Source organism: Pedococcus bigeumensis (assembly GCF_006438965.1).
Taxonomy (GTDB): Bacteria; Actinomycetota; Actinomycetes; order Actinomycetales; family Dermatophilaceae; genus Pedococcus; species Pedococcus bigeumensis_A.
Window position 1 is genome coordinate 825,796 of the sequence record NZ_RCZM01000001.1, and the last position, 16,807, is coordinate 842,602.

Genomic DNA, 16,807 nt, shown 5'->3' on the forward strand with positions numbered 1-16,807 from the left:
GGAGAGAGATGTCCATCCACGAATTCGAGCGGTACCCGCTCACCTTCGGGCCCAGCCCTGTCCACCCGCTGGCGCGGCTGACCGCGCACCTCGGGGGAGCCGAGGTCTGGGCCAAGCGGGAGGACTGCAACAGCGGCTTGGCCTTCGGTGGCAACAAGACTCGCAAGCTGGAGTACATCGTCCCGGACGTGCTGGCGCAGGGTGCGGACACGCTCGTCTCGATCGGTGGCTACCAGTCAAACCACACGCGGCAGGTCGCCGCCGTCGCCGCCCACCTGGGCCTCAAGTGCCGCCTGGTGCAGGAGAAGTGGGTGGATTGGGATGACCCGGTCAACGACAAGGTCGGCAACATCCTGCTGTCGCGGATCATGGGTGCCGACGCCCGACTGGACCCGCACGGCTTCGACATCGGCATCCGGACCTCGTGGGAGGACGCACTGCGCGAGGTCGAGGAGTCGGGTGGCAAGCCCTACGGCATCCCGGCAGGGGCATCCGAACACCCTTTGGGGGGAATGGGTTTCGCGAACTGGGCGTACGAGGTGGTGCAGCAGGAGGAGGAGCTGGGAGTCTTCTTCGACACGGTCGTCGTCTGCACGGTGACCGGCTCGACCCACGCCGGCATGATCGCCGGCTTCGCCGCGCTCGAGGATGCGGGCGGACGTCCGCGTCGGGTCCTCGGCATCGACGCGTCGGCCACCATCGACAAGACCCGCGACCAGGTGCGCCGCATCGCGCAGCACACGGCCGACCTCATCGGCCTCGGCCGCTCGCTTCGCGACGACGAGGTCACGGTCCTCGAGGGCTGGGCCGGTGACCTCTACGGCATCCCGGTCGAGTCGACGGTCGACGCGATCAGGTTGAGCGGTCGGCTCGAAGGGATGATCATCGACCCTGTCTATGAGGGGAAGTCGATGGCCGGTCTCGTCGACCTCGTCACGTCGGGGGAGATCGCGCGCGACTCCACGGCGCTCTACGCGCACCTCGGCGGGCAGCCGGCGCTCAATGCCTACTCGGGCATGTTCGACTGACCGGCGAACGTCCAGCCGCGCTCGGCCAGTGCCTCGCGCAGGAACCGCACGGCGATCGGCCCCACCCCGTGCAGGGCCGCCAACCCGGACTCGGTCCGGTCCCGCACCTGCTCCAGCGTCCAGATGCCCTCGGCCCGCAGGGCGCGGGTGGCGGGTGCGCCGATCCGGGGGAGCGGAGTGCCGTCCGGCGCGGTCGCCCGCCCTACGCGCGGGGCTCCAGCCTCAGCGTCGACCACGGCCGCTCCTCGGGGCGCGAGCCGGTAGCCGATGTCGAGGGACTCGGTGAGGCCGAGCTCCTTGAGCTTGCGCACGTCGCGCTTGAAGCTCGGGGTGTCCCGGCCCAGCTCCGCCGCGAGCTCGGGCGCGCGGACCGTGGGCGACCGGTCGATGATCGCCAGGGTGGTCCGGGTCCACGGACCGATCGACGACGCGCGGTCGAGCCGGTCCAGCCGTTCGCGGATCTGCGCCACCTCGGCGGCGTCGGGGATCGTGGCACGCAGCTCCTCACGCGGGTCGGCGCCCGCGTGCCGCAGACCCACCCGCCAGACGGGACGGTCGGCCTTGGCCTCGAGCATCCGCCGGAGCTCGACGAGCGACTTCGCGCCAGCGCGCCGAGCCTCATCAGCGGTGATCCGGGAGGCAGGGACCTGGTCGACGGACGTCACCTCCAGCAGCCCCACCCGGGTGCGCAGCCGGGTCCCGACCACGACCCGTGGCCTGTCCCACCGTCGGAAGGCAAGGTCGACGTCGCCCGCCCTGATGGCCACGAGGGTGTCCGGTCGGATCATCATGGCGGCAACCTACCCGGCGACCCCGTCCGGCCGCCCGTCCGGATCGTGGGCGGCACGACCCACACGATGGACGTATGCCGGCCATGCGGCATACCCTCAGCTCGTGCGTTCTCTGCGCCTCCTTCTTCGCCGCCGCGGCGGGGCCTGACCGATCAGCCGCCCCTCGTCGCGGAGTAGCGTTGCCCGGGCTGACCTCAGCAGCAACGAATCGTTAGGCGAGAGAACATGATTCACCCGCAACAGTCCTCGGGTATGCCGGTCGCGAAGTATGTGCCGTTCCAGGACCAGATCCCGTTCACGCTCCCGGACCGCACCTGGCCCACCCGGGTCATCGAGAAGGCTCCCCGCTGGTGCGCGGTCGACCTCCGCGACGGCAACCAGGCCCTCATCGACCCGATGAGCCCGGACCGCAAGAAGCGGATGTTCGAGCTGCTCGTGCGGATGGGCTACAAGGAGATCGAGGTCGGCTTCCCGTCGGCGAGCCAGACCGACTTCGACTTCGTGCGCATGCTCATCGAGGACGACATGATCCCCGACGACGTGACGATCCAGGTGCTGACGCAGTGCCGCGACCACCTCGTCGAGCGGACCTTCGACTCGATCCGCGGCGCCAAGCAGGCCATCGTGCACTTCTACAACTCGACCTCGATCCTGCAGCGCCGGGTGGTCTTCGGGCTCGACCAGGACGGCATCGTCGACATCGCCCTGCAGGCGGCGCGGCTCTGTCGCAAGCTCGAGGAGACCGTCCCCGACACCACCGTCTACTACGAGTACAGCCCGGAGTCGTACACCGGGACCGAGCTCGAGTTCGCGGTGCGCATCTGCAACGAGGTGGCCGACGTCATCGACCCCACCCCGGACCACAAGATGATCATCAACCTGCCCGCGACCGTCGAGATGGCCACGCCCAACGTCTATGCCGACTCGATCGAGTGGATGATCCGCCACCTGGAGCGCCGCGAGTCGATCGTGGTCAGCCTGCACCCGCACAACGACCGCGGCACCGGCGTGGCGGCTGCCGAGCTGGGCTACCTGGCCGGCGCCGACCGGATCGAGGGCTGCCTGTTCGGTAACGGTGAACGCACCGGCAACGTCGACCTGGTCACCCTCGGCATGAACCTGTTCAGCCAGGGCATCGACCCGCAGATCAGCTTCTCGAACCTCGACGAGATCCGTCGCACTGTCGAGCACTGCAACCAGCTGCCCGTCGGGGAGCGCCACCCCTGGGGCGGCGACCTGGTCTTCACGGCATTCTCCGGGTCGCACCAGGACGCGATCAAGAAGGGCTTCGAGGACATGGACCGCCAGGTCAAGGCGTCCGGAAAGTCCATCAACGAGCTCGTCTGGGGGGTTCCCTACCTGCCGATCGACCCGCACGACGTGGGCCGCTCGTACGAGGCAGTGGTGCGCGTCAACAGCCAGTCGGGCAAGGGCGGGGTCGCCTACCTGCTCAAGGCCGAGCACCAGCTCGACCTGCCGCGGCGTCTCCAGATCGAGTTCAGCGGTGTCGTCCAGGCCAAGACCGACAGCGAGGGCGGCGAGGTGAGTGCCGCCGAGCTGTGGGAGATCTTCCAGGACGAGTACCTGCCTGCCGTGGACGGTGCGGTCAACAGGTGGGGCCGGTTCACGCCGATCAGCCACACGCTGATCAGCGAACAGGGCGGCGTCGACAAGATCAGCGCGACCATGCTCGACCAGGGTGTCGAAGTCGTCGTCGAGGGGACCGGCAACGGACCCATCGCCGCCTTCATCGACGCGCTGTCGACCCTCGGCGTCGATGTGCGAGTCCTCGACTACGCGGAGCACGCCCTGTCCGCCGGTGGCGACGCGAAGGCTGCTGCCTACGTCGAGTGCGCCGTCGGAGACCGCGTGCTGTGGGGCGTTGGCCTGCACAGCTCGATCGTCAAGGCGTCACTCACGGCGGTGCTGTCCGCGGTCAACCGGGCCGAGCGGGTGGCGCCTGCCGAGTGAGGCGAGGCGTGCGGCGGGGCTAAAGCTCACTCGATGATCTCCCACAACCGCAGCGTTCCTTGTCGGTCTCCTGCGGCGTAGTGCTTGGACGTCAGAAGGCGTAGATGGCCCTTGGAGTTCGCGGACATCTTGCAGTTCGAGTCGGTGAGCAGGTAGCCGACCCCCGCCGAGTGGAGGACCTCGGGGTCGAGGTACCTGAACTCACGGCCCCTCAGGACGCTGGTGATCTCGATGTGGTTGTCCGGCCAGGCCAGGCCGTAGTTGTACGAGGCGACGCGGGCGCCCGTGATGACCTTGAGGGAAAGCAGGTCCGTGCAGCGGTCGGAGACCACCATGCCGTCGGGCGGCATGTGCGAGACGACGGCAGCGATCGCCTCCGACCGCGGAGACGGCCACCACGAGATGCCCTTGGCCTTGGCTTCCCCGTTGAAGATCAACCAGTCCTTGGCTGACGCCCCGGCCGCCACGACCCACAGGACGAGGGCAACGCTCACGACGGCGGCCAGCGCCTTCCGCGGGCGATGCCAACCTCGTCTGACGGTGTCGACCGCCACCGCTGCGAGGAGCGGGAAGCAGACGACCAGGACGAGCATGAACTCGTCGATCCAGAACCGGTTGGGCTCCTGGGCCGGTCCCCAGTGGTCGTTGCTGGACAGCAGTGCCCATGCCAGAAAGGCACCGAGGGCCACCGAGCGGATGAGTCGGCCCTTGGCATGTGGCACCAGGACCAGGATCAGCACCAGCAGGATCGCCACACCCCCATGCAGGACGAAGTCGCCGAACGGGATGCCGAAGGCGCCGTTCGTGTTGGCGGTCGAGGCCTGTCGGTAGACCAGAAACGGGTCCCCTTGGGCCAGGCCGCGCATGGTGTCGACCATCGTGGGCAGGGCGAGAACGCCCGCGAGCAGGCTCACCCACAGCAACCGCCACGAGGTCAGGCGGCAGACGACCAGGTATCCGGGTAGGGCTGGCAGCAGGCCGAGCACGAACACCGGCAATGGGCCGACGTGGGCGGCGAGAAAGGTACCGGACAGGAGGACGGCGGCGAGGAGGAGAACCGACGTCGCGGTGAGGAGCCTGCGGTGTCGCGAAGATGCCGACTGGAGACCGTAGAGGCCGGTCGCGTAGATCAGGACGTAGCACAGCCCGATGAACGAGTAGGTCTGCATGTTGCCGACGATGCCTGCGCACACGGCGGCAAAGGTGGCTGCCAGCAGCGTGGCCCTGGGAGGGAAGCCGTTCCAGCCCACCATGAGCAGGCCGAGGATCGCGCAGGCGGCCAGGGAGATGCCTGCCGCGCCTCCGTTGAGCGCGTAGAGGAGGGCGAAGGGACCCCACATCACCCTCGCGCCAGGAGGCGGGGTGCTGGCGAAGTAGGTGTGGTGCAGCACACCGGCGAATGTCCCGACCAGGAACGGGAGCGGGGCGAGAACCGCAGCCCACCAGAGGCGTGTCATGGTGTAGAGCGCCCAGCCGACGAAGCACGCGAGCAGGAACTGCACAGTCAGGCCCATCAGCCACCACATCACCACCGGGTCGACGCCGGTCGTCCGGGACAGCAGGCCCATCACCACGTAGTAGAGCCGGGGGTAGTGGCTCACACCAGTTTCGGTGAATGGCTCCGTGGATCCCGAGTGACCGTTGGCGATGTTGACCGCGATGCTCAGGTATGACAGCTGGTCCCTCGGGACGAACCACTTGAAGCGGTGGAACGAGAAGTTGGGCAGGCCCAAGAGCATCTGTACCTGGAGGTACAGGTGGACGCAGGCCCCGGCCACGGTAGCCAGGGCCGCACGACGGGGTGTTCCTCGTCGCGCGTAGGAGAGCTCGTCTCCGCCGCGGGGCTCCTCGTGGGTGTTGGTTGTCGTCACCTGCGGAGCCCCTTTCCCGCACTTGCCTAGATCTTTCGCCGAGTGAAGCACGGAGCATTCCACACGGACATGTGGGCAGTCGGCCGGCCTGCCGCACCCCGGGGCCGGAGCGGATCGAGAGCCGGCTACGTGTTCTCACGGATGCACAACGGGCCCCCGACCTCGAGCATGGGCCCATGGCCAGTTTGTCACGTCGATCGAGGTGGCAGGCCCGAGGCGTCGCCGTCGCGGCGGCGGCCTTGCTTGCTCTGGGGGGCTGCGCTGCCGAGCCCCCCAAGACATCCACGGCGGCAGCCTCGACCACGTCGACGAGGTCACCCCGGGTCGTCTACCAGGGCCGCGGCATCGCCGTCATCGGTCAGGACGGCAAGGGCGCCGCCCAGTTGGCGCGAGGGCTGCCGGGTGCCGAGCACCCGGACTGGTCACCGGACGGCGCGCGGATCGCCTTCGAGTCGGACTTCCGCTCCATCCAGACGATGGCTGCGGACGGCAGCGACCTCAGGCAGCTGTATGCGTGTTCGGCCCCCTGTGCTTCGGTCCAGGAGCCCGCGTGGTCGCCCGACGGCGCAGAGGTGGCCTTCGCGGTCACCGAGACCGCCGACGGCGTGCTCACCTCCCGGGGTGCGGTGGTGGCGGTGGAGGTCACCACCGGCGCCGTGCGCACCCTGACCGAGGACCGAACCGGCAGGGTGGGCTTCTACACACCGCGTTGGGCGGGCGACGGTACACGGCTGGTCGTCGACCGCGAGACGTTCGTGTCCACCAAGCTCGATGAGTCGGTCGTGTCGGAGGTCGAGGTCGTCGTGCTGCCCGGAAGGGGAGGGGCCTCGCGCGCGCTCGCCCGCTGGGACGGGCCGATCACGTGGGGACCGTCGCCCGACTGGAACAGGCATGCGGACGTCATCGTCTACTCGCGCGACGGCAATCTGCGCACGGTGGCTCCGGACGGGTCCAAGCCGGTCGCCCTCACCACCCTGGACGGCACTACCGAGTTCGCGATCCAGCCGACCTTCACTCCCGACGGCTCGCACGTCATCTACACCCATGTGCAGACCAGGTCGGGGGTCACCGTCAACATCGGGGAGCTGCTCCCGCTCGGCGGAGGCAAGGCGTCTGTGCTGGGTGGTGGGGTGCAGATGACCCACCCGCGGCTCGCGCCCTAGGCCGTCACCGGACCCCGCGAGGACGGAACTGGATCGAGATGCGCGGCCCAACGGCCTTGCTCGTCTTGGGTATGGCGTGGTCCCAGGTGCGCTGGCACGAGCCTCCCATCACGACGAGGTCGCCGTGGCCGAGTGAGAAGCCACGCGACTCACCGCCGCCTCGTGGGCGTAGGGCCAGGGTCCGGGCCGAGCCCACCGACAAGATGGCGACCATGGTGTCGAGGTCCTTCGCGCGTCCCACCCGGTCACCGTGCCAGGCAACGGAGTCGCGCCCGTCGCGGTAGAGGCACATGCCGGCCGTGACGAACGGCTCGCCGAGCTCGGCGGCATAGTGCCGGCTCAGCTGCTCGCGCGCCTCGGTGAGAACAGGATGGGGGAGGACCTCGTCCTCGTCGTAGAACTTGAGCAGCCGCGGGACGTCGACGATCCGCTCATACATCTCGCGGCGCTCAGCGTGCCACGGCACTGCGGGGTTCAGCTCGTCGAACAGCCGGTCGGCACCGGCCAGCCACCCCGGGTGGTAGTCGACCCACGCGCCCCTCGACAGCTCGGTACGCGTCAGACCGGCCGACAGCATGTGCAGCTCGATCTCGTCGCCGGTGTCGAGGAGCGAGCCCTGGAAGGCCATGGACATGCCCTCACGATAGCCCATCTTCGAACAGGTGTTCTAGTCCCGGACCATGCCGCCCGACGCTGCCGGCACGGCATACCGCCTTCCGGCTCGGGACTTGCGACAATGGACCCATGCCCCTCTACCGCGACGAAGGCATCGTCCTGCGTACCCAGAAGCTGGGTGAGGCCGACCGCATCGTCACCCTGCTCACGCGCACGCTGGGCAAAGTGCGCGTCGTCGGCAAGGGCGTCCGTCGCACAAAGAGCCGCTTCGGGGCGCGGCTCGAGCCGGCGATGATGGTGGACGTCCAGTGCTACGAGGGTCGCAACCTCGACACGGTCACCCAGGCCGAGACGCTCGCGTCGTGGGGCGACGTCCTGGCCCGCGACTACACGACCTACACGGCCGCCGCCGCGATGCTCGAGACCGCGGACCGCCTCACCGAGGAGCGCGAGCCCAACCTCCAGCAGTACCTCCTGCTCCAGGGCGCGTTGCGGTCGATGGCCGAAGGGCTGCACGACCCCGGCCTCGTCCTCGACGCCTACCTGCTGCGTGCGCTCGCGGTCGCCGGCTGGGCGCCGAGCTTCCACGACTGCGCCCGCTGTGGTGCCGAGGGGCCGCACCGCGCGTTCAACCTCGCCTCGGGTGGCACCGTCTGTCCGGTATGCCGGCCGGTCGGGTCCGCTGCGCCGGCGCCGGAGACGCTGGCCCTCCTGGCTGCGCTGCTCGCCGGTGACTGGGTCATCGCCGACGCGTCGCAGGGTCGGCACCGTCGTGAGGGCAGCACCTTGGCGAGCGCCTTCCTCCAGTGGCACCTGGAGCGGGGTGTGCGATCGTTGCGCCTCGTGGACCGACGTGACCCCGACGCCCAGCCCCGGCTCGACTCCCGCGTGAGCTGGTCGCCCGCTCCGCTCAGCGTCGTTGACCTTGGCGCGGTGGAGAAGGTCGAGGCGGCACACGCCGCCGCCCAGGTGGCCGAGGCGTGAGCACGGCATACCCCAAGCCTTTTGCCCACCCCAGCGGGGCCCAACCGCCTTTGCTGCCAACCGAGCTCGTGCCACGGCACGTCGCGATCGTGATGGACGGCAACGGACGTTGGGCCAACCAACGAGGACTCGCACGCACCAAGGGCCACGAGGCCGGTGAGGCCGCCCTGCTCGACGTGACTGCGGGTGCCATCGAGGCCGGGGTGACGCACCTGTCGGCCTATGCGTTCTCGACCGAGAACTGGAAGCGCAGCCCCGACGAGGTGCGTTTCCTCATGGGGTTCAACCGCGACGTGATCCGGCGCCGCCGTGACCAGCTGCACGAGTGGGGCGTCCGGATGCGGTGGGTCGGCCGACGGCCGCGGCTGTGGGGCTCGGTCATCAAGGAGCTCGAGGTCGCCCAGGAGCTCACCAAGGACAACACCGGGCTGACCCTCTACTTCTGCGTCAACTACGGCGGGCGGGCCGAGATAGCGGACGCGGTCCAGCGGATCGCCGAGCAGGTGCAGCGCGGCAAGCTCAAGCCCGGGTCGATCGACGAGAAGACCATCGCCCGCCACATGCCCGAGCCGGACATGCCCGATGTCGACCTCTTCGTGCGGAGCTCGGGGGAGCAGCGCACCAGCAACTTCCTGCTGTGGCAGAGCGCCTACGCCGAGATGGTCTTCCAGGACACCCTGTGGCCGGACTACGACCGACGCCACCTGTGGGCGGCCATCCAGACCTACGCCGAGCGCGACCGGCGCTACGGCGGCGCGGTGGACCAGCCGACGAGCTGATCCTGTCGATCGTGCGCCCGGTAACGATGCGGGCACGGTGGCTGACCAGTGCGGCCTGCAGGATTACCGTGGCAGCACGCCGTCACCGACGGTCGCCGACCAGTCCTCGCCGCACCGAGGAAGGGAGGGGAGCGGGTATGTCCGTTGGTCGCGTCAGCAGCGCCGCCCTGGCGCTCGGCGCCGCGCTCGCCGTGGCGTCCTGCGTTGGTGCCGACGCTCCAAAGACCGCCTCGACCAGCACCTCCAGCGTCGTGTCCCGGCAGCCCGCTGCCGAGGTGGTCACGCTGAAGACGTTGGCCGCGCTGCCGGCCGAGACGCCGACCCTCACCATCGGTGACCAGCTGGGTGCCGAACCGACCTACCTCACGAGGGCCGTGGCCTACCCCAGCGGCGGCCTGGTCATCTCCGGCGTCCTGCACACGCCCAAGGCCACCGGCACCTTCCCCGCAGTGGTCCTCGTCCACGGCGGGGTCTCGCCGAGCGACTACACGACCGGGAGCGAGCTCAAGCGCGAACAGGCCGCCCTGGCGCAGGCCGGGTACGTCGTGCTGGTCACGGACCTGCGGGGTTTCGCGGCCTCGGACCGCAACCCCTCGACCGGTGACGTGGACATGGGCGCGACCCAGGACATCGTCAACGCGGCGCGGGCCCTGGCCGGCACCAAGGCCCTGCACGTCGATCCGCAACGGATCGGGCTGGTCGGTCACTCACTCGGCGGGTTGCAGGTCATCAACGCGATGGTCGCCGCTCCACCTGCGGCGCAGGCGGTCGTCGCGATCGCGCCGGCCAGCACCACCGTCTGGAACAACGTCCAACGCTTCCTCAAGCCCGGTGAAGCGGGGTATGCCGCGGTGGTCGGTCCGCACGGGACGCAGCAGGAGAACCCGCAGTTCTGGGCCGACGTGTCGCCCGCGACGATGGCCGCCAGGGCCACGGCGCCGTTGCTCATCGTGCAGGGGACAGCGGACAAGGTCGTGGACCCGGCGTGGACGCCCGCAACCGAAAGTGCCTGGAAGGCGGCCGGCAAGCCAGTCTCGGTGGCGCGCATCGATGGCGCTGACCACTTCCTGGATCCGTTGTGGCAGAAGGGATTCGACGCGCTGCTGGGGTTCCTCGACAAGCAGCTCGCCTAGCTTCAGGCGACGCGACTGGGCTCGGCGGAACGCGGGTTGGCCTAGCGGGAACAGGTTGCGCAGGTACCGAAGATCTCCAACGTGTGGCGCACCTCGGTGAAGCCGTGCTCGGCGCTGACGCGGGTCGCCCAGGCCTCCACGGTGGGACCCTCCACCTCGACGGTCCGGCCGCACACGCGGCAGACGAGGTGGTGGTGGTGCCCGGTCGAGCACGCGCGGTAGACCGCCTCGCCCTCGTCGGTGCGCAGCATGTCGATCTCACCGTCGGCGGCCATCGCCTGCAGGTTGCGGTAGACGGTGGCGAGCCCGACCTTGTCGCCCCCCTCGCGCAGCAGCGCGTGCAGCTCCTGCGCGGAACGGAACTCGTCGGTGTCCGCCAGCACCGCGGCAACGGCGGCCCGCTGACGGGTGGGCCGTCGGGTGCCTTCGGACGTGGCTCGCTCCTGGACTCCGGTCATCGCGGTGCCGTCTCCTTCGCTGCGTCGTGACTGCCGGTGTCGTGACTGCCGGTGCCGTGACCGTCCGCCGCGTGCCTGGCCGGGTCGTGCTCGTCGTAGTGCCCCTCGTGGGGGGCGTGCCGGTGCCCGTCGTGCACGTAGTCGACGTGGTCCCCGTGGGCGACGGCCGGGTGGCCGCACTCGGGACCGTGCTCGTGGTCGTGGCGTTCGGCTCGTCGGTGCTGGTGGGCACGTGCCCTCGCGAGCGCCGCCGTGCCCGTCGCCGCCACGACGAAGAACCCGATGGCCAGCAGCACGATCGTTCCGCCGGAGGGGGTTTCGGCATAGTACGAGACGATGACGCCGCCCACGCTGGACACGACGCCGACGAGCACAGCCCACCGGGTCGACGCCCGGAAGCTGCGGCCCAGCAGCTGCGCCGTCGCGTTGGGGATGATCATGAGGGCGCTGATGAGTAGCAGCCCGACGACCCGCATGGAGACGACCACGGTCACCGCGGTCAGCACCGCGAGGGCGATGTTGAGCCCGGTGACGGGAAGCCCGCTGGCTCGGGCGTACTCCTCGTCGTTCGCGACGGCGAACAGCCACGGCCGCAGCAGCCAGGTCCCGACGAGGACCACCAGGGCGAGGCCGGCGAACACCCACAGGTCGCGCTGGTCGGCGGTGGTGATCGCGCCGAACAGGTATGCCGTCAGGTTGGCGGGGCTGCTGCTCGGCGACTTCGCGATGATCACCACACCGGCGGCGATGCCGCCGTAGAACATCACAGCGAGGGCGATGTCGCCGCTGGTCCGGCCGCGCCCGCGGATCACCTCGATGGCGATGGCGGCAGCGACGGCGGCGACGAGCGCGGTGAGGACTGGAGCCTTGCCGGTGAGGACACCGACGGCGACGCCGGCGAGGGCGACGTGCCCCATCCCGTCCCCGATGAGGGAGAGCCGGCGTTGGACCAGGAAGACGCCCACGAGCGGGGCGGCGATGCCGACGAGGACGGCAGCGATGAGCGCCTGCCGCATGAAGTCGAGGGAGAGCAGCTCGCTCATGACCGGGCACCTCCCTGTGGGTCGAGCGGGCCGGAAGACGGCGCCCCGGGCAGCCTCGGTCTGGCCCCGCGGCTCTCGTCCTCGTGGTGGTGGTGGTCGGCTGACGAGGCGAACTCGCCTGTCCGCGAAGCGAACTCGTCGCGAGAGCCGTCGAAGGCGATGTGTCCGCCCTGCACGACGACGATGCGGGTGACGATGTCGGCCAGTGCTGCGAGCTCGTGGGTGACGATGACCATCGTCGTGCCTCGGGCGGCCAGCCGGGCAAGCACCTCAGAGAGGACCTGCTGGTTGGCGGTGTCCACACCGGCTGTCGGCTCGTCCATCAGCAGGACGTCGGGGTTGGAGGCGAGCGCGCGGGCGATGAGGACACGGCGCTGCTGGCCCCCCGACAGGGTCGCCACGTCCGCGTGAGCCCGGTCGTTCAGCCCGACGACGTCCAGGGCGCGGTCGATGATCGCGGCGTCCTGCGACGACCGGATGACCGGTCGCCACCATCGGTGGTGCGAGAGCCGGCCGACCGCGACGATCTCGGTCACGGTCGCGCGGACGGAGGCGGACAGGGTGTGCCGTTGCGGGACGTACCCGAGCTTGGCGAAGTCGGTGAACGACTCGCGCGGCTGGCCGAACAGCTCGACGTCGCCGCCGAGGTGGTCGTTGAGCCCCAGCAGTCCCCGGACGAGGGTGGACTTGCCCGAACCGTTGGGCCCAAGGACCGCGACGACCTCCCCGCGGCGGATCGCGAGGGTGGCACCGGTGACGACCGGGTGGTCGGCGTAGCCGAAGCTCGCCCGCCGCAGCTCGATGATGGGAGCGATGTCGGTGGTCGTCATGAACACTCCTGTCCGGCACGCAGGACCTCGAGGTTGGATCGCATGACCGTGGGGTAGTCACGGCCCGCGGAGGCAGCCGTGATGCCCTCGATCGGGTCGAGCACGGCCAGTCTGGCACCGGTCTCACGGGCCAGCGTCTTGGCGACATCCTCACTCACCAGCGTCTCGGCATAGACGGTGCTCGCGCCGGTCTCGCGGATGTGCCTGGTCAGCTCCGCCATCGCCGCCGGGCTGGGCTCGGCATCCGGGGTCAGCCCGGTGATCGACTCCTGGTGGAAGCCATAGGACTCCGAGAGGTAGCCGAAGGCCGCGTGCGAGGTGACCAGCTCGTGGCTGGCGCAGGACTTCAGCCCGCTCCGGAACTCGCCGTCGAGCGTGCTCATCGCCGCGCGGAACGTCGTCGCATTCGCCTGGTATGCCGCGGCGTTGGCGCTGTCGCGCGCGGCCAGCTCGGTGGCGATCGCGTCGCCCACGTCGGCGTACCGCATCGGGTCGAGCCAGAAGTGGGGGTCGCGGGCGCTGGTGCCGTCGTCCGCGTGGTCGGAGTGCTCCTCCTGGGTACCCCCGCCGTGGTCGTGTCCGTCCTGGACGGCAACCAGGTCGAGCCGCGCTGCCGGGGAGACGTCGAAGCTGGTGTTGCGGGCCTGTCCGTCGACGGCGTCGTCCACGGCGGGCTGGAAGTGCTTCTCGTAGACGACGACGTCGGCCTGGGCGACCGTGGCAACCTGTCGGGGGCTGAGCTCGAGGTCGTGCGGCTCGGCACCCGGTTTGGTCAGCGCGGTGATGGCCACGTGGTCGCCGCCGATCTGGGCGACGGCGTACTGCAGCGGGTAGAAGGCCGCCACCACACTCAGTCGGCCGTTGTCGGCGCCGCGCCCCCCGGTCCCGCCGCACGCGGAGACCATGGCGATGGACAGCAGGCCTGCAAGCAGACCGAGGGGGCGGAGCGTCATGACAATCATTCTCATCTCAAATGAGAACGATTGTCAAAATCCTGTCGGCGGCCGCCCAGCCGAGGACGCCCTCAGCTGCGCGGGATCGCCTGGGTGACGGTGATCGCCACGGCGATGAGCAGCACGGCCAACCTGCCCAGCCGGGCGGTCTGGTCCAGCGCCGGCCAGGCCAGGTAGAGGGTCCAGCCGAGGAAGGCCACCACGACGACCAGGAACAGCCAACCCCAGCCCGGGACGAAGAGGCCGGCGATCATCAGCCCGAGCACCAGGAGGAAGGGGATGGCTCGGGGCATCCGGTTCAGGGCGTTGATGACCGGCAGGCTGGCGTCGGCGACGCGTTCACGCAGGGAGGGCACGGGCGAAACCCTATGTCGTCGGGGCGTGGTGGATCGCCACGGCGTCAGCCGCCACGCGCCTGCGCCAGCGCCGTGGCGAACCGAGGAAGGCTGGCCTCGATGGACTCCATCGTCGCCGTGATGCAGATCCGGAAGAAGCCGGGCGTCTCGAAGATCCGCCCGGGCATCACCAGGACCCCGAGGTCTGACAGCAGGCGGACGAACGACTCGTCGTCGGGAACGGGGGAGCGCGGGAAGAGGTAGAACGTCGCCTCAGGGGTCTCGAGCTCGTAGCCGAGGGCGCGCAGACCCGCCACCATGAAGTCGCGCTTGGCCTGCAGGTGCGCGACGTCGATGCTCAGCTCCTCGAGCCGGGGTGTGGCGTACTGCATCACGTTGTTGGGGAAGAGCCACCCCGCGGCGATCTGCACGCTCTCGACCGCCTCGATCACCGCATCGGCCACCTCCTGTGGCATCGACGGTGGCAGCGCGAGGTAACCCAGCCGCTGGCCGGGGGAGAGCAACGTCTTGCCGTAGGAGTAGCAGAGCAGGGTGTGCGGGTAGAACTGCGCAGGGCTGACGAAGCGGGCTCCGTCGAAGACCAGCCGGTTGTACGGCTCGTCGGAGATGAGGTAGATCCGCCGTCCGTGTCGGGCGGAAGCGGCGTCGAGGAGGCCGGCCAGGGCCCGGAGGGTCGCTTCGGGGTAGATCCGCCCGGTGGGGTTGTTCGGTGTGTTCACGATGACCACGCGCGTCCGCGGGGTGATGGCCGCCTCGATGGCCGCCAGGTCGAGGTCGAAGGTCTGGGGGTCGATCCTCACCTTCACCGGCATGAGTCCCGCCTCGAGCGCCAGGGACTCATAGAGGAACCACGGCGGCAGGCTGAAGATGACCTCGTCACCGGGGTCTGCGACGGATTTGAGGGAGGTCGCGATCGCGCCGAACCCGCCGGTGGTCATCCTGATCCGGTCGGGCGGCCACGTCACACCCAGATGCCGCGAGAGGGAGTCGGCCGCAGCCGCCTGGGCGCTCACCTGGCTGAACTTGTAGGCGAACCACAGCTCGTCCTTCGGCAGTGCCGCCTCCCGTAGGGCCTTGACGTAGGACGGCTGCGGGAGCTCGTGCGGGTCGCCGAAGGTGAAGTCGAGGACCCCCGGCTCGAGTCGTCGCTCCTGGTAGCCGGACTTGCGGGCGAAGTCGAAGAGCATCCGAAACGACTCGGCCTGCTGGATCTGCACGGACCGTGCGGAGACAGGGTGGTCATCCATGCCCATCGACGGTAGCCCTCTGCCCGTGGAGGGGGACCACCATTCGACGGAGGCGGCCACGCGGCATACCCCGTCGAGGGGCGAACCGCCGCACAGTAACCTTGCGCGCATGGCTGCACCCTCCACCGTCGACACCGTTGTCTCCCTCTGCAAGCGCCGGGGCTTCGTCTTCCCGTGCGGTGAGATCTACGGAGGCACCAAGTCGGCCTGGGACTACGGCCCGCTCGGTGTCGAGCTCAAGGAGAACATCAAGCGCCAGTGGTGGAAGAGCATGGTCACCAGTCGCGACGACGTCGTCGGCCTGGACTCCTCGGTGATCCTGCCGCTGAAGACCTGGGAGGCCTCCGGCCACATCGCGACCTTCTCCGACCCGCTCGTCGAGTGCCTGTCCTGCCACAAGCGGTTCCGCGCCGACCACCTGCAGGAAGCCGTCTTCGAGAAGGCCGAGAAGTCGGGCAACAAGGCCGGGCTGGGCTCGCCTGATGACGTCAAGCTCGTCGACGTCGCCTGCACCAACTGCGGCACGAGGGGCCAGTGGACCGAGCCGCGCCAGTTCTCCGGCCTGCTCAAGACCTACCTCGGTGTCGTCGAGGACGAGTCGGGACTGCACTACCTGCGGCCCGAGACCGCGCAGGGCATTTTCCTCAACTTCCTCAACGTGATGAACACGGCCCGCAAGAAGCCGCCGTTCGGCATCGCCCAGACCGGCAAGAGCTTCCGCAACGAGATCACGCCGGGCAACTTCATCTTCCGGACCCGCGAGTTCGAGCAGATGGAGATGGAGTTCTTCGTCAAGCCCGGCGAGGACGAGACCTGGCACCAGTACTGGATCGACGAGCGCACCCGCTGGTACACCGACCTCGGCATCAACCCCGACAACCTGCGCCACTACGAGCACGCCCAGGAGAAGCTGAGCCACTACTCCAAGCGGACCGTCGACATCGAGTACCGCTTCGGGTTCACCGGCAGCGAGTGGGGCGAGCTCGAGGGCATCGCCAACCGCACCGACTTCGACCTCACGACGCACAGCAAGCACTCCGGCACCGACCTCGTCTACTTCGACCAGGCCAGTGGCGAGAAGTACACGCCCTACGTCATCGAGCCCGCAGCCGGCCTGTCCCGCAGCCTCATGACGTTCCTCGTCGACGCCTACACCGAGGACGAGGCGCCCAACACCAAGGGCGGGGTCGACAAGCGCGTGGTGCTCAAGCTCGACAAGCGCCTCGCGCCGGTCAAGGCCGCGGTGCTGCCGCTGTCGCGCAACGCCGACCTGTCGCCGAAGGCGCGCGACCTCGCGGCCACGCTGCGCCAGCACTGGAACATCGACTTCGACGACGCCGGTGCCATCGGGCGCCGCTACCGCCGTCAGGACGAGATCGGCACGCCGTTCTGTATCACCGTCGACTTCGACACCCTCGAGGACCACGCGGTGACCATCCGCGAGCGCGACACCATGGCGCAGGAGCGCGTCGCGCTCGACCAGGTCGAGGCCTACCTCGGCGCCCGCCTGCTCGGCTGCTGAACCGGCCGGCCGGGCGTCCCCTCCAGGAACCTTTGCTAGCAAAGGTTAGGTATGCCGAGCGCC

The 16,807-nt window shown here is 69.4% G+C and carries 16 protein-coding genes; 7 read left to right on the forward strand and 9 right to left on the reverse strand.

The window, feature by feature from the left end:
- Positions 1–8: 8 nt before the first annotated feature.
- Positions 9–1,028 carry a 1-aminocyclopropane-1-carboxylate deaminase gene (locus EAH86_RS03760; RefSeq protein ID WP_140737233.1) on the forward strand — a complete coding sequence of 340 codons (1,020 nt, stop codon included), beginning with the start codon at positions 9–11 and terminating at the stop codon, positions 1,026–1,028.
- Here EAH86_RS03760 and EAH86_RS03765 read toward each other — a convergent pair.
- Positions 1,007–1,819, reverse strand: coding sequence for a hypothetical protein (locus EAH86_RS03765; protein ID WP_140737234.1), 813 nt, complete (start codon positions 1,817–1,819; stop codon positions 1,007–1,009). The two genes, EAH86_RS03760 and EAH86_RS03765, sit on opposite strands and share 22 nt — an antisense overlap.
- 225 nt (positions 1,820–2,044) lie before the next feature.
- On the opposite strand from EAH86_RS03765, the gene leuA reads away from it, so the two are divergent.
- On the forward strand, positions 2,045–3,790 hold the full coding sequence (gene leuA, locus EAH86_RS03770; protein WP_140737235.1) for a 2-isopropylmalate synthase: 1,746 nt from the start codon (positions 2,045–2,047) through the stop codon (positions 3,788–3,790).
- A 26-nt stretch (positions 3,791–3,816) separates the two neighbouring features.
- Here leuA and EAH86_RS03775 read toward each other — a convergent pair whose 3' ends face one another.
- Positions 3,817–5,661: a hypothetical protein gene (locus EAH86_RS03775; protein WP_140737236.1), complete on the reverse strand. Its 1,845-nt coding sequence runs from the start codon at positions 5,659–5,661 to the stop codon at positions 3,817–3,819.
- A gap of 176 nt (positions 5,662–5,837) precedes the next feature.
- Here EAH86_RS03775 and EAH86_RS03780 point away from each other — a divergent pair, with 176 nt between their 5' ends.
- Positions 5,838–6,824 carry a TolB family protein gene (locus tag EAH86_RS03780; RefSeq protein ID WP_140737237.1) on the forward strand — a complete coding sequence of 329 codons (987 nt, stop codon included), beginning with the start codon at positions 5,838–5,840 and terminating at the stop codon, positions 6,822–6,824.
- A gap of 4 nt (positions 6,825–6,828) precedes the next feature.
- On the opposite strand, the gene EAH86_RS03785 is transcribed toward EAH86_RS03780, so the two are convergent.
- Positions 6,829–7,458: an alpha-ketoglutarate-dependent dioxygenase AlkB gene (locus tag EAH86_RS03785; protein WP_140737238.1), complete on the reverse strand. Its 630-nt coding sequence runs from the start codon at positions 7,456–7,458 to the stop codon at positions 6,829–6,831.
- 110 nt (positions 7,459–7,568) lie between these two features.
- Between EAH86_RS03785 and recO the strand changes: the two genes are divergently transcribed.
- From recO to EAH86_RS03800, 3 genes are all read left to right on the forward strand, one after another.
- Positions 7,569–8,423, forward strand: a complete 855-nt coding sequence (recO, locus tag EAH86_RS03790) for a DNA repair protein RecO (RefSeq protein WP_140737239.1) — start codon at positions 7,569–7,571, stop codon at positions 8,421–8,423.
- On the forward strand, positions 8,420–9,202 hold the full coding sequence (locus EAH86_RS03795) for an isoprenyl transferase (protein WP_140737240.1): 783 nt from the start codon (positions 8,420–8,422) through the stop codon (positions 9,200–9,202). Before recO ends, EAH86_RS03795 begins: the two co-directional genes overlap by 4 nt.
- A gap of 137 nt (positions 9,203–9,339) precedes the next feature.
- A complete protein-coding gene (locus EAH86_RS03800) occupies positions 9,340–10,335 on the forward strand; it encodes an alpha/beta hydrolase family protein (RefSeq protein ID WP_161988558.1) in 996 nt (331 codons plus the stop codon).
- 41 nt (positions 10,336–10,376) lie between these two features.
- Here the strand turns inward: EAH86_RS03800 and EAH86_RS03805 are convergent, their stop codons facing one another.
- From EAH86_RS03805 to EAH86_RS03830, 6 genes are all read right to left on the reverse strand, one after another.
- Complete coding sequence (locus tag EAH86_RS03805; protein ID WP_140737242.1) at positions 10,377–10,793, reverse strand: Fur family transcriptional regulator; 417 nt, start codon at positions 10,791–10,793, stop codon at positions 10,377–10,379.
- Complete coding sequence (locus tag EAH86_RS03810) at positions 10,790–11,836, reverse strand: metal ABC transporter permease (protein ID WP_140737243.1); 1,047 nt, start codon at positions 11,834–11,836, stop codon at positions 10,790–10,792. Before EAH86_RS03810 ends, EAH86_RS03805 begins: the two co-directional genes overlap by 4 nt.
- The gene (locus EAH86_RS03815) at positions 11,833–12,666 is read right to left on the reverse strand and encodes a metal ABC transporter ATP-binding protein (RefSeq protein ID WP_140737244.1); all 834 of its coding nucleotides are present in this window, start codon (positions 12,664–12,666) and stop codon (positions 11,833–11,835) included. Before EAH86_RS03815 ends, EAH86_RS03810 begins: the two co-directional genes overlap by 4 nt.
- Entirely contained in the window at positions 12,663–13,619 is a 957-nt protein-coding gene (locus EAH86_RS03820; RefSeq protein ID WP_140737245.1) for a metal ABC transporter substrate-binding protein, read from the reverse strand. Before EAH86_RS03820 ends, EAH86_RS03815 begins: the two co-directional genes overlap by 4 nt.
- Positions 13,620–13,690: 71 nt before the next feature.
- Positions 13,691–13,975 carry a DUF6703 family protein gene (locus EAH86_RS03825; protein WP_140737246.1) on the reverse strand — a complete coding sequence of 95 codons (285 nt, stop codon included), beginning with the start codon at positions 13,973–13,975 and terminating at the stop codon, positions 13,691–13,693.
- Between the two features lie 44 nt (positions 13,976–14,019).
- Positions 14,020–15,222: an aminotransferase class I/II-fold pyridoxal phosphate-dependent enzyme gene (locus EAH86_RS03830; protein WP_140737247.1), complete on the reverse strand. Its 1,203-nt coding sequence runs from the start codon at positions 15,220–15,222 to the stop codon at positions 14,020–14,022.
- Between the two features lie 109 nt (positions 15,223–15,331).
- Between EAH86_RS03830 and EAH86_RS03835 the strand changes: the two genes are divergently transcribed.
- Positions 15,332–16,744: a glycine--tRNA ligase gene (locus EAH86_RS03835; protein WP_140737248.1), complete on the forward strand. Its 1,413-nt coding sequence runs from the start codon at positions 15,332–15,334 to the stop codon at positions 16,742–16,744.
- The last annotated feature ends 63 nt before the right edge of the window (positions 16,745–16,807 follow it).